Source organism: Actinoplanes sp. NPDC026623 (genome assembly GCF_040638275.1).
Taxonomy (GTDB): Bacteria; Actinomycetota; Actinomycetes; order Mycobacteriales; family Micromonosporaceae; genus Actinoplanes.
Map to the genome: position 1 here is coordinate 83,541 of NZ_JBEZXZ010000009.1, position 12,305 is coordinate 95,845.

At 72.3% G+C, this 12,305-nt stretch carries 13 protein-coding genes; 4 read left to right on the top strand and 9 right to left on the bottom strand.

What is annotated here, in order from left to right; all coding sequences use genetic code 11:
* Positions 1-66: 66 nt before the first annotated feature.
* Positions 67-336 carry a DUF2631 domain-containing protein gene (locus AB0F10_RS04765; protein WP_360620453.1) on the top strand — a complete coding sequence of 90 codons (270 nt, stop codon included), beginning with the start codon at positions 67-69 and terminating at the stop codon, positions 334-336.
* Positions 337-385: 49 nt separating this feature from the next.
* Here the strand turns inward: AB0F10_RS04765 and AB0F10_RS04770 are convergent, their stop codons facing one another.
* The 8 genes from AB0F10_RS04770 to AB0F10_RS04805 form a co-directional block, all read right to left on the bottom strand.
* The gene (locus AB0F10_RS04770) at positions 386-1,396 is read right to left on the bottom strand and encodes a DivIVA domain-containing protein (protein ID WP_360620454.1); all 1,011 of its coding nucleotides are present in this window, start codon (positions 1,394-1,396) and stop codon (positions 386-388) included.
* 40 nt (positions 1,397-1,436) lie between these two features.
* Positions 1,437-2,615 carry a 23S rRNA (adenine(2503)-C(2))-methyltransferase RlmN gene (gene rlmN / locus AB0F10_RS04775; RefSeq protein WP_360620455.1) on the bottom strand — a complete coding sequence of 393 codons (1,179 nt, stop codon included), beginning with the start codon at positions 2,613-2,615 and terminating at the stop codon, positions 1,437-1,439.
* Positions 2,616-2,649: 34 nt separating this feature from the next.
* Positions 2,650-3,789, bottom strand: a complete 1,140-nt coding sequence (locus AB0F10_RS04780) for a phosphatidate cytidylyltransferase (RefSeq protein WP_360620456.1) — start codon at positions 3,787-3,789, stop codon at positions 2,650-2,652.
* Positions 3,789-4,346, bottom strand: a complete 558-nt coding sequence (gene frr, locus AB0F10_RS04785; protein ID WP_354719520.1) for a ribosome recycling factor — start codon at positions 4,344-4,346, stop codon at positions 3,789-3,791. Before frr ends, AB0F10_RS04780 begins: the two co-directional genes overlap by 1 nt.
* A 58-nt stretch (positions 4,347-4,404) precedes the next feature.
* The gene (gene pyrH, locus AB0F10_RS04790) at positions 4,405-5,169 is read right to left on the bottom strand and encodes a UMP kinase (RefSeq protein ID WP_360620457.1); all 765 of its coding nucleotides are present in this window, start codon (positions 5,167-5,169) and stop codon (positions 4,405-4,407) included.
* A 102-nt stretch (positions 5,170-5,271) separates the two neighbouring features.
* Positions 5,272-6,102, bottom strand: coding sequence for a translation elongation factor Ts (gene tsf / locus AB0F10_RS04795; RefSeq protein WP_360620458.1), 831 nt, complete (start codon positions 6,100-6,102; stop codon positions 5,272-5,274).
* Positions 6,103-6,177: 75 nt separating this feature from the next.
* Positions 6,178-7,128, bottom strand: a complete 951-nt coding sequence (gene rpsB, locus AB0F10_RS04800; protein WP_360620459.1) for a 30S ribosomal protein S2 — start codon at positions 7,126-7,128, stop codon at positions 6,178-6,180.
* Between the two features lie 278 nt (positions 7,129-7,406).
* Positions 7,407-8,141 (bottom strand): hypothetical protein, encoded by a 735-nt coding sequence (locus tag AB0F10_RS04805; protein ID WP_360620460.1) that lies wholly within the window; start codon positions 8,139-8,141, stop codon positions 7,407-7,409.
* Between the two features lie 156 nt (positions 8,142-8,297).
* Between AB0F10_RS04805 and AB0F10_RS04810 the strand changes: the two genes are divergently transcribed.
* From AB0F10_RS04810 to dprA, 3 genes are read left to right on the top strand one after another with little or no spacing between them, the layout of a single operon-like run.
* Positions 8,298-8,657 (top strand): YraN family protein, encoded by a 360-nt coding sequence (locus AB0F10_RS04810; RefSeq protein WP_360620461.1) that lies wholly within the window; start codon positions 8,298-8,300, stop codon positions 8,655-8,657.
* A complete protein-coding gene (locus tag AB0F10_RS04815) occupies positions 8,658-10,196 on the top strand; it encodes a YifB family Mg chelatase-like AAA ATPase (protein ID WP_360620462.1) in 1,539 nt (512 codons plus the stop codon). It abuts the gene before it with no gap.
* Entirely contained in the window at positions 10,171-11,376 is a 1,206-nt protein-coding gene (dprA, locus tag AB0F10_RS04820; protein WP_360620463.1) for a DNA-processing protein DprA, read from the top strand. The genes AB0F10_RS04815 and dprA overlap by 26 nt, the downstream gene beginning before the upstream one ends.
* 19 nt (positions 11,377-11,395) lie before the next feature.
* Here dprA and AB0F10_RS04825 read toward each other — a convergent pair whose 3' ends face one another.
* On the bottom strand, positions 11,396-11,581 hold the full coding sequence (locus tag AB0F10_RS04825; protein WP_360620468.1) for a DNA-binding protein: 186 nt from the start codon (positions 11,579-11,581) through the stop codon (positions 11,396-11,398).
* Positions 11,582-12,305 lie beyond the last annotated feature (724 nt).

Genomic DNA, 12,305 nt, shown 5'->3' on the forward strand with positions numbered 1-12,305 from the left:
TATTCCGACGGCATCGAAGGTACCGGGTCCGGGTTGGTGGGCCGCGCGCGGAGCCGTCGTGCGAAAATGAACGCGTTCCAGTCGCCATCGCCGCAGGAGGATCCAGTCGTGGCAGAAGAGCCGGTTTACGCCCCCGACCAGCTCAAGCCGGGCAACCGCAAATGGGCCCGCATCGGCGCGCTGGGCACCGCCGCGGTCCTGCTCCTGATGCTCTGGGGCAACCACGAGGGCAACACCGAGAACATCTGGCTCATCGTTACGGCCCTGCTGCTCATCGGCGTCGTGGTCGCCGACGCGGTGCTACGCCGCAACGGCCTCAAGCCCAACGACCAGTAACGCGTACGGAAAAGGCCCGCCCCCGACCGGGAGCGGGCCTTTCCCATGCTCAGCGGCGGCGCAGCAGGAGGTCCTTGACCTCGCGCAGCGCGGCGTCGACCTCGGCCTCGAAGTAGCCACCGGGAACCAGCCCGAACTGCAGCGTGTCGAGCTCGTTCTCCGGTACGGGCATCGGGCCGCGGCCGGTCATGGCCTGCAGGATGCTCTCGAACAGGCGGTCGACCTGCACCGGGTCGTAACCGCTGCCGAAGCGGCGCGGCTGGAAGGTCCGGCGCAGCTGATCCACCCGGTAGAGCTCCGGGCTGCCGCCCTGGCCGCCACCCATCGGCGGGCCACTCATCGGCGGCGCGCTCATCGGGGCCGGGCTGCCGTAGCCGCCACGGTCGGGCATCCGCATCTCGGTCGTCATGTCGGCCTTGCCGTGCCGGCCCGGCTCGAACGCGTCGTAGCCGCCCGTGTCGTAGCCGGCGGGCGCCTGCGGCTGTTGTTGCTGCTGCTGCTGGCCGTAGCCGCCACCCTCGTAGCGACCGCCGTAGGGGTCCGGGGCGGGCATCTGGGGCCGCTGCGGTAGCTGCGGCTGCTGCGGCTGCATCCGGTCGTCGCGCCCGTACGGGTCCTCGCGGGCGTACTGGTCGTCCCGCGCGTACTGGTCCTCGCGGGCGAACTGGCGGTCGTCGCGCACCGGCGCGGGCAGGCGCTCGGTGGGCGGGGCCGAGCGGCTCAGCGCCTGTCCCATCCGGTCGGGCTGCATGCCGCCACGCGTCGGCTCCGGCTGCATCCGGTCCGGGGTCATCCGGGCGTCGGGGCCACGCCCACTCCGGTCCTCGAACTCGGCCAGCTGGCGCTCGACCCGGTCCAGGTGCAGGTCGACCTGCCACTCGTCGTAGCCGCCGAAGCGCACGCGGAACACCACGTCGTGCACCTCCTGCGCGCCGACGGGCGCACCGGACTGCTCGCCGGCCAAGGTCGCCTCGACCCGGTCCAGGAAGGCATCGACCTCGTCGACCTTGTAGCCGCGCCGCAGCGCGCGCCGCCGGAAACGCTGTCCCTGACTCGTCACAACGTCTCCCAAATCAGCGTCCGCAGGGAACTGAGCCCCGTCATCGTTCCACCTCCGCGTGGGCGGTGGCGCCCCCAGCGTCCACCACCGTCAGCTCACTCGCGGCCAATTGGCCGCACGCACCGTCGATCTCCCGCCCGCGGGTGTCCCGGACCGTGGTCGCCACTCCCGCCTCGCGCAGCCGGCGGACGAACTCCCGCTCGACCGGCTTGGGGCTGGCGTCCCACTTGCTGCCCGGGGTCGGGTTGAGCGGGATGAGATTCACATGCGCCAGCTTGCCGTGCAACAGCCTGCCGAGCAGGTCGGCACGCCAGGGCTGATCGTTTACGTCCCTGATCAGGGCGTATTCGATGGAGATCCGACGACCGGTCTGCGCCGCGTAGTCGAACGCGGCATGGAGCACCTCGGCCACCTTCCAACGCTGGTTGACGGGCACAAGCTCATCGCGCAGATCATCATCGGGGGCGTGCAGTGACAGCGCAAGAGTCACGGACAGCTCTTCGGTGATCAATCTCCGCATCGCCGGCACGAGACCCACGGTGGAGACGGTGATGTGCCGTTGTGAGAGACCCAGGCCCTCCGGGGCGGGCGCGACCAGACGGCGCACGGCCTGGATCACCCGGGGGTAGTTGGCCAGCGGCTCGCCCATGCCCATGAACACGACGCGGGACAGCCGCGGCGGCGAGCCGGTGACCGCGCCCGAGGCGGCGACACCGGCAAGATAGACGACCTGGTCGACGATCTCGGCAACCGAGAGGTTGCGGGTCAGCCCGGCCTGACCGGTCGCGCAGAACGGGCAGGCCATGCCGCAGCCCGCCTGGCTGGACACGCACGCGGTGATCCGGTCGGGGTAGCCCATCAGGACGCTCTCGACCATCGCGTTGTCGTGCAGCTTCCACAGCGTCTTACGGGTGGCACCGTCGTCGCAGGCCATCTCGCGCTGCGGCGTGAGCAGCGTGGGCAGCAGGTCCTCGGCGAGCCTGGCGCGCGAGGCGGCCGGCAGGTCGGTCATCTCGGCGGGGTCGCGCACGAGCCGCCCGAAGTAATGGGTGGAGAGCTGCTGGGCGCGGAAGGCGGGCTCGCCGAGATCGGTGACGGCCGCGCGGCGGCCGGCCAGGTCCAGGTCCGCGAGATGGCGTGGGGGCATCGCGGGGCGACGGCGGGTGACCACCGCGTCGGGGGTGTCGGGGCTGGTCGGGATGAGAGGAAGAATCGTCATGGCCTCTCCAGTCTCCCACGTCGCGAGCACATGCCTACCCCGGCGGCGCGATGAGCGAGAGCAGCAGGAACGCCGTCGGCACCGCGAAGAGGATCGAATCGAGCCGGTCCATCAGCCCGCCGTGCCCGGGCAGCAGATTACTCATGTCCTTGATCCCGATGTCCCGCTTGAGCATCGACTCGGCCAGATCGCCGAGCACGGCGACCACCGAGATCACCGCGCCGAACAGTAGACCCCAGTAGAACGGCACGTCGAGCAGGAGGTAGGCGAGCACCGAACTGCCGATGGCCGTCGCGGCGACCGAGCCGGCGAAGCCCTCCCAGGACTTCTTGGGGCTGATCGTCGGCGCCATCGGGTGTTTGCCCAGGAAGACGCCCGCGGCGTAGCCGCCGGTGTCGGAGAGCACCACGGCGATCAGGGCCAGGAAGACCCGCTGCGCGCCGTCGTCGGGCCGGGCCAGCAGCACGCCGAAGCTCAGCAGGAACGGCACGTACACGGCGACCAGGGCCGCCGCCGCCAGGTCCCGTTTCAGGTCGGCGACGCCGTCGGCCAGGCGCCACAGCCCCGCGGCCAGGACCGTGGCCAGCAGGCCGAGTTCGAGGGCGTCGGTGCTGCCGTAGGAGGCGACAACGGCCATCAGCACGCCACCCGCGACCAGCGGGATCAGCGGCGGCTTCGCGCCGGTGACGCGCAGCGCCCGCACCATCTCCCAGACGCCGACGCCGATGGCCACCGCGACCACGCCGAGGAAGGCCGGCTTCCACAGCAGCGAGCCCAGCACGATCAGGACCATGCTGGTGCCGACCGCGATCGCGGCGGGCAGGTTGCGGCCCGCCCGGCCGGCCGGTGGCTTGCCGGCGCGTCCGGCTCGTCGCCGGCCCGGGCCGCGCGGGCGTTCCGTGTCCGTCAACTCCCACTCCGCCTGTGAGGTCGAGGTGGCTGCGACGGGCGCGCTCCAGTCGGGCTCGTACGACTGGGGCGGGCCGGGTGCGAAGGCGTCCCAGTGCGGGCCGGTCTCGGCCGCCTCCTGGGCGTCCTGCCGGCGCCGATGGGCCGCGTACGGATCGGGCTCCTCGGCGGGCACGCCGGAGACGTACGGGGCCGGGGCGCCGGATTGCCCGGACGCCCGGCCGCCGGAAGGGGTTTGCCCACCGCGGGGCTCGAGGTACGACATCAGACCTCGAGTAGCTCAGCTTCCTTGTTCTTGACCAGCTCGTCGACCACCGTGACGTACCGGTGGGTGACGTCGTCCAGCTCCTTCTCGGCGCGGCGGCCGTCGTCCTCGCCGGCCTCACCGTCCTTGACGAAGCGGTCGAGCTGCTCCTTGGCCTTGCGGCGCACGTTGCGGATCGCGACGCGCCCCTCCTCGGCCTTGGTCCGGGCCACCTTGATCATTTCGCGGCGCCGCTCCTCCGTCATCTGCGGGAGGTGGATGCGCAGCTGGGTGCCCTCGTTGTTGGGGTTGACACCGAGGTCGGAGTCGCGGATGGCGCGCTCGATGGGGCCGAGCTGCGACGCGTCGTAGGGCTTGACGATCACCATGCGGGGCTCCGGCACGCCGACGGAAGCCATCTGGGTCACCGGGGTGGGAGCGCCGTAGTAGTCGACCACGATCTTGGAGAACATCGCCGGCGTGGCACGACCCGTACGGATCGCGGCGAACTCCTCCTTGGCGTGCTCGACCGCGCTCTCCATCTTCTCTTCGGCCTCGAAGAGGGTCTCGTCGATCACCGCTGTGTCGCCTCCTTGATCCGTCTGGTCGTTCGTGAAAAATGATGGGTGGAGCGGATCACGTGGTGATCAGGGTGCCGATCTTCTCGCCGCTGACGGCCCGGACGATCGTGTCGTCGCCCTGAGCGCCGAAGACCAGCATCGGCAGGCCATTCTCCTCGCAGAGGCTGAACGCGGCCTGGTCGGCCACCCGCAGGCCCTGCTGGAGCACGCTGGCGAAGGTGATGTGCTCGATCTTGCGGGCGTCCGGGTCGGTGCGCGGGTCGGCGGTGTAGACGCCGTCGACGCCGTTCTTGCTCATCAGCACGAGGTCGGCGTGGATCTCCAGGGCCCGCTGCGCCGTGACCGTGTCCGTGGAGAAGTACGGCATGCCGGCGCCGGCGCCGAAGATCACGACGCGGCCCTTCTCGAGGTGCCGGATGGCGCGCAGCGGGATGTAAGGCTCCGCGACCTGGGCCATCGTGATCGCGGTCTGCACCCGCGTCTCGATGCCCTCCTTCTCGAGGAAGTCCTGCAGGGCCAGGCAGTTCATGACCGTGCCGAGCATGCCCATGTAGTCGGCCCGGTTGCGGTCCATGCCGCGCTTCTGCAGCTCGGCGCCGCGGAAGAAGTTGCCGCCGCCGACGACCACGGCGATCTGCACGCCGCGCCGGGTGGCCGTGGCGATCTGCCGGGCGATGCCCTGCACCACGTCGGGGTCCACGCCCACCGCGCCGCCGCCGAAGACCTCGCCGGAGAGCTTCAGCACGACCCGCCGGGGCCGGTCGGAACGTGGCGCCGCGACCTCGTCGACCACGACGTTCTGCTCGGTCACCATCGTCATGCCGGTCCGCCCTTTCCTTCGCTAACCCGAGACCCTATGTGACGGGGAGGCCGGGCGCTTGTCTCGCGTCCCGGCCTCCCGCGCAGTGCGCTGGTGCCTGGATTACTCCTGGCCGACCTCGAAGCGGACGAACCGGGTGACCGCGATGCCGGAATCCGCGGTGACCTGCTTGACCGTCTTCTTGTTGTCGGTGACCGAGGCCTGCTCCAGCAGGACGTAGTCCTTGAAGAACGAGTTCACCCGGCCCTCGACGATCTTGGACAGGGCCTGCTCCGGCTTGCCCTCCTCGCGCGCGGTCGTCTCGGCGATGCGGCGCTCCGACTCGACGGTCTCGGCGGGCACCTCCTCGCGGGTGAGGTACTTCGGCCGCATGGCCGCGATCTGCATGCCGACCGCGCGGGCGTCGTCGCCGCCGGCCTCGTCGGACTTGCCGGTGTACTCCACCAGGACGCCGACCTGCGGCGGCAGGTCCTGCGCCTTGCGGTGCAGGTAGACCGCGACGGTGCCGTCGAGCTGCGCGAAGCGGTTGAGCACGATCTTCTCGCCGATCTTGGCGGAGAAGTCCTGGATCACGTCGGCGACGGTGCGGCCGTCGGGCAGCGCGGAGGCCAGCAGCGCGGCGGCGTCGGCCAGCTTGGCCTGCTCGCCGTGCTCGACAAGCGTCTGGCCCAGCGCGACGAAGTCGTCGGTCTTGGCGACGAAGTCGGTCTCGCAGTTGAGCTCCAGCAGCGCCTTGCCGGAGTGGGCGACGATGCCGTTGGCGGCCGTGCGACCGGCCCGCTTGCCGACGTCCTTGGCACCCTTGATGCGCAGGAACTCGACGGCCTGGTCGAAGTCACCGTTCGACTCTTCGAGCGCCTTCTTGCAGTCCATCATGCCGGCGCCGGTGAGGTCGCGAAGCTTCTTCACGTCCTGGGCGGTGTAGTTGGCCATGACTCTCTCTCGATGCTTGAGGTCCGGTATCGGGAGGTGCCGGCCGCCGTCTCCGGCGGCCGGCTTCCTGAGGAATTACTCCGCGGCGGCGGCGACCGGCTCGGCGGCCGGGACAGCGGGCTCCGCGGCCGGGGCGGCCTCGGCGACCGGGGCAGCAGCCTCGGCGGCCGGGGCGGCAGCGTCGGCGGCCGGGGCGGCAGCGTCGGCGGCCGGCTCGGCGTCGGCGGCCTTCTTGTCGGCGCCCTCGTAGAGGTCGCGCTCCCACTCGGGCAGCGGCTCGCCGGCGGCGACGGTGCCCGGCTCGGGCTTGTCGTCGGCGTTGCCGCGGTTACGGCCGGAGCGCTTGATCAGACCGTCCGCGACGGCGGCCGCGATGACCCGGGTCAGCAGCTCGGCCGAGCGGATCGCGTCGTCGTTGCCCGGGATCGGGAAGTCGACCTCGTCCGGGTCGCAGTTGGTGTCGAGCACCGCGATGACCGGAATGCCCAGCTTGCGGGCCTCGTCGACGGCGATGTGCTCCTTCTTGGTGTCGACGACCCAGATCGCCGACGGCACCCGCGTCATGTCCCGCAGACCACCGAGGGTCTTGGTGAGCTTGGTCTGCTCACGGAACAGCTGCAGGGTCTCCTTCTTGGTGTAGCCGGCGGCGGTGCCGGTGAGGTCACCGATCGCCTCGAGCTCCTTCATGCGCTGGAGCCGCTTGTACACCGTCTGGAAGTTGGTCAGCATGCCACCCAGCCAGCGGTGGTTGACGTACGGCTGGCCCACGCGGGTCGCCTGCTCGGCGATCGCCTCCTGCGCCTGCTTCTTGGTGCCGACGAAGAGGATGTGGCCACCCTCGGCGACGGTGTCGCGGACGTACGCGTAGGCCTTCTCGATGTAGTCGAGGGTCAGGCGCAGGTCGATGATGTAGATACCGTTGCGCTCGGTGAAGATGAAGCGCTTCATCTTCGGGTTCCAGCGCCGGGTCTGGTGCCCGAAGTGGACACCGCTCTCCAGCAGCTGACGCATGGTCACGACGGCCATGGTGAATTGCTCCCTGTTTTTCCCTGGTTGTCACGCTCACCGGCGGTGGGCGTCCTGGCGCCCGGTCGCCGGCCCTGGTGGCGCCCGAAGAAATCGGGACCAGGGAGGGCCGTCGCTGACGGCTCATGACCAGGCCGGTTGATCCGGCCCGACGGGGCACGTGCAGAGGGCGCGCGAGGTCGACCGCGCAGGGCGGTCGCCGTCGACAAGCATACGCCGTTCGGAGTACGGCCTGCTGCCGGGGCGTTCGTCGGAAACACCCGGCCCCCGGTGAGGGCTCAGGCAGCGCCCAGGCCGGCGGCCAGGAGCAGGACCAGGCCGATCGGCAGGTAGACGACCGGCGCACGCAGCCAGGCGTCGCGGCCACCCACTCCGCCGCCGCCGGCCACCGAGAAGAGGCCGAGCCCGGTGAGCGGCAGGCCCAGGGTCAGCAGCACGGCGGGCACGACACCCCGGGCGGACGGGTCGTCGACGAACGTCACCCGGACCAGCAACATGACGGCCGGGATCGACAGGACGGCGACGATGAGCGCGAACACCATGGCGGAAACCGGGCGGCGCCCGCCGTAGACGCTCTCCGCCGGCCCCGGACGCCCGGCACCGCCGGTCATCGGCACCATGCTGGTCGGCTCGTTGTAGGCCGCCGACGCGGACGGACCGTCCAGCCCCGCCCCCGAGCCGTACGTGGTGGCCGAGGCCGCGGGCGGATCGGCGATCGGGGCGGCACCGCCCGGCCGGACGGCCGGGTACTCGGGCCCGCGCACCGGAATCCGGATCGAGCCCGAGTCGGACGACGACAGGGCATGACTGCCCGAGATCGCCGGGTCCGCCGAGGGGTACCCGGCCGGCGCCGAATACGGGTCGGCGGGCCGCTGCTCCGGCAGCCGATAGGCGCTGCTGGGGCGCTCATAGACGCCCGAGTCGTAGGCGTTCGCGGACGCGGCGTCGGGCGGTCGCTGACCCGTGTACCAGCTCGGATCCGGCTCTTCGGCGTAGCGACGATTTCCTTCCACGATTTTGCACCGTAGGTGAAGCGACGTCCGGATGCCACCGCTGAGGCGGTATCACATGACCACGGTCACCCTACGGTTATCCACAATCGCGCTCCGTCCACAGCCTGGAGGCGCCTCGCGGCGCGCGGCCCCGGGTAAGTGCGCCACGGTCCCGTCATGACGACGGAGCGAAAGGCGGTCGGCGCCTACGGGGAGCGCCTGGCCGAGCGGCACCTGCGCGCGCAGGGCCTGGTGGTGCTGGCCCGCAACTGGCGGCGCACCGAGGGCGAGGTCGACCTGATCCTCCGCGACGGCGACGACGTGGTGTTCTGCGAGGTCAAGACCAGGCGCGGCGATCGCTACGGCACGCCGGCCGAGGCGATCGGCCCGGCGAAGGTCCGCCGGCTGCGCCGGCTGGCGGCGCGCTGGCTGGCGGAGACCTCGGTGCGCCCGCACGGCATCCGCTTCGACGTGGTGGCGGTGCTGCCCCAGCGGCGCGGGGCGACAGTGGTCGAGCACGTGCGAGCGGCGTTCTAGGTGAGCTACGCACGCGTGCTGTGCGTGGGCCTGGTCGGCCTCGCCGGTCACCTGATCGAGGTGGAGGCCGACCTGTCGCCGGGCCTGCCCGCGGTGGTGCTGACCGGGCTGCCGGACACCGCGCTGCACGAGGCCCGGGACCGGGTCCGCGCGGCGGTGGTCAACTCGGGCCAGGCCTGGCCCAACCGGCGGATCACGGTGAACCTGCTGCCGGCCACCCTGCCGAAGCACGGCAGTGCGTTCGACCTGGCCATCGCCTGCGCGCTGCTCGCCGGCGCCGGCGAGTTGCCGACCGCGTCGCTCGCGGGTGTGGTGCTCCTGGGCGAGCTGGGGCTGGACGGGGCGGTGCGGCCGGTCCGCGGGGTGCTGCCGATGGTGGCGGCGGCAGCGCGGGCCGGGATGACCGAGGTGATCGTCCCGCTGGGCAACGCGCGGGAGGCGACCGTGGTGCCCGGGGTGACGGTGCGGGCGGTCGACTCGCTGCACCGGCTGGTCGGTTACGTCCGGGGCGAGGAGCGCCTGCTGGACCCGCCGCCGGCCGAACCGGAGCCGCCCGGGACCGGCCCGGACCTGGCCGACGTGGCGGGCCAGGAGCTGGGCCGCTACGCCCTCGAGGTGGCCGCGGCGGGCGGCCACCACCTGGCGATGCTGGGGCCGCCCGGCGCGGGCAAGACGATGCTGGCCGAGCGGCTGCCGTCGATCCTGCCCGCCCTGGACGACGCGTCGGCGCTCGAGGTGACGGCGCTGCACTCGATCGCGGGGCTGCTGCCCCAGGACGGCCGGCTGGTGCGCCGGCCGCCGTTCCAGGCGCCGCATCACAGCGCGAGCCTGGCGGCGCTGGTCGGCGGTGGCTCGGGCTTGGCCCGGCCGGGCGCGTTGTCGCTGGCGCACTGCGGCGTCCTCTTCCTGGACGAGGCGCCGGAGTTCGCGAACGCGGCCCTGCAGGCGCTCCGCCAGCCGCTGGAGAGCGGGCGGGTGCTGCTGGCCCGGGCGCGCGGCAACACCGAGTACCCGGCCCGGGTGCAGGTGGTGCTGGCGGCGAATCCGTGCCCGTGCGCGAACCCGGCCGGCGATCAGTGGTGCGAATGCACGGCGACGGCGCGGCGGCGCTATCTCGGCAGGCTGTCGGGCCCGCTGCTCGACCGGATCGACATCCAGATCCGGATCCAGCCGATGAGCGCGGCCATGTTGATGACGGCCGCGGCGGCCGAGGAGTCCGCGGCGGTCGCGGCGCGCGTGGCCCGGGCCCGCGCGGCGGCCGCGGCGCGCTGGTCGGCGGAGGGCTGGCGGGTCAACGCGCAGGTGCCGGGACCGCGGCTGCGGCAGCCGCCGTGGCGGCTGCCGGCCAGGGACACGGCGTCGCTGCGGGCGGGGCTGGATCGCGGGCTGCTGTCGGCGCGGGGCTTCGACCGGATCCTGCGGCTGGCCTGGTCGATCGCGGATCTGGACGGGCGGGAGAGGCCGTCGGGCTCGGATGTGGACGAGGCGGCACAACTACGAATGGGAGAGGCACATGACCGGACAGATCGAGCCTCCTGAGGATCACCCGGCGGGTGGCGATGCCGCGGACCGGGCGGCCCGCGTGGCGTTGACCTGCCTCGCCGAGCCGGGCAACCGCGCCGTGTGGCAGTTGGTGCGGGCCGACGGCGCCGAGGCGACGCTGGAGCGGCTGCTGCGGGGCGACATCCCCGAGTCGGCGCTGCGCGCGGCCGTGGTCTCCCGGACCGCGGCCGACGACCCGCGGCGCCAGGCCGAGGCGGCCCTGAGCCGAGCCGAACGCCTCGGCGCGCGGGTCGTCGTGCCGGCGGACCCCGAGTGGCCCACCGCGGTGAACGCCCTGGCCACGCTCGAGGCCGACGGCAACGGGCGGATCAATCGGGACGTGCGCCCGCCGCTGTGCCTCTGGGTCCGCGGCGGCTGGCCGCTGAACGAGGCGTTCGCCCGCTCCGTCGCGGTGGTCGGCGCCCGCGCGGCCACCGGCTACGGGATGCGCGTGACGAGCGACCTGGCGTTCGGGCTGGCGGAGCGCGCGTGGACGGTGGTCTCCGGCGGGGCGTTCGGCATCGACGCGGCGGCGCACCGGGCCGCGCTCTCCGCGGGCGGGCTCACGGTGGCGATCCTGGCGTGCGGCATCGACCGGCCCTACCCGATGGGCAACACGGCCATGTTCGAGCAGATCGCGGACAGCGGGGTGCTGATGAGCGAGTGGCCGCCGGGCGCGGAGCCGCTTCGGCACAGATTCCTGATCCGCAACCGGGTGATCGCGGCGGCCACCGCGGGCACGGTGATCGTCGAGGCCGCGGCCCGCAGCGGCGCCGTGCAGACGATGGGCCGGACGATCGCCCTCAACCGGAGCGCGATGGTGGTGCCGGGCCCGGTCACGTCCGCGATGTCGGTCGGCTGCCACGAGTTGCTTCGCAAGCATCCGGAGGTGACGGTGGTGACGGGGCTGGCGCACGTGCTGGACGAGGTCGGGAAGATCGGCGAGTACCTGGCCGAGGTGCCGCGCGGCCGGGACCGGCCACACGACGGCCTGGACGAGGAATCGGCGCTGGTGCTGGAGGCGATGCCGCGGCGCGGCACCGTCGGGCCGCAGGAACTGGCCGCGAAGGCGGGCCTGGGCGTGCGCACCGTCATGCGGCGCCTGTCCCTGTTGGAGATGGCAGGCCTGGTGGTGCGCGGAGGCGACGGGGTCGCACTGGCGCGCTCACCGAGATGACGGCCGGGTGCGGCCGCCGTCAGGCCTCGGCGTCGTCGATGTCGCGGCGATGGACCTTCATCCAGGCCTCGACGTCCTCGGTCAGCCAGACCTTGCCCTGCGCGAGGTCTGCGATGGGCACGGGGAAGTCCGCCCTGCTCGTGATCTGGTATGCGCGCTGGCGACTCACGCCGCCCAGGCGGACTCGAATCTCGTGCGCACCCATCAGTCGGATCGGCTTAGCTGCCACATGATCGACCGTAGGCGCATGACTATTAGTCATGGGTCAACTTGGTGAGAGACACCTAGTTATACGTCAACTACGGTGGTCGCATGACTATCCCTCGTAGACGGTGCCCGAGACCGGTGCCGCACGAGCCGTCCCACCGGCGCACCTGGCGCTCACTGTGGCGGCGATGTTCGTGCGGGCTGCCGGCTCCCTGCGTGGATCGCCTGGTCCCGGCACCACCACTCCCCTTCCCTCCGAACCGGGCCACGCCCGCCGGCCGCCGGCCGATCGCGGGCGACGGCACCCACCCGCCGATGTCCACAAGCGCGAGGATCCCAGCGCCGCGGGCCAGCCCGATCCGCCCGGCCCGGCCGGGCCACGACACCGCCTGGATCAGCCCGAGCGCCTACATCGAAGCAAACAGGTCCGCAAGCCTCGAGGCAAGCAGACCCGTAAGCCTCGGGGCAAGCAGCGCCGCAGGCCTCGAGGCAAGCAGCGCCGCAGGCGTCGAGGCAAGCAGAGCCGCAGGCGTCGAGGCAAGCAGAGCCGTAAGCCTCGAGGCAAGGGCCGCGAGTGCGCGGCGGCCGACCTGGCCGGTCTCCGGCCGCGGCGACACGGCGAACGGACGCCACCGGGCCGGGCCATACATCGGCAGAGCCGACCGCGCCCGCGACCCGGCCCCGCCGCCCGGCGGCCCGCCCCCGCCGCCCGGCGGCGCGGC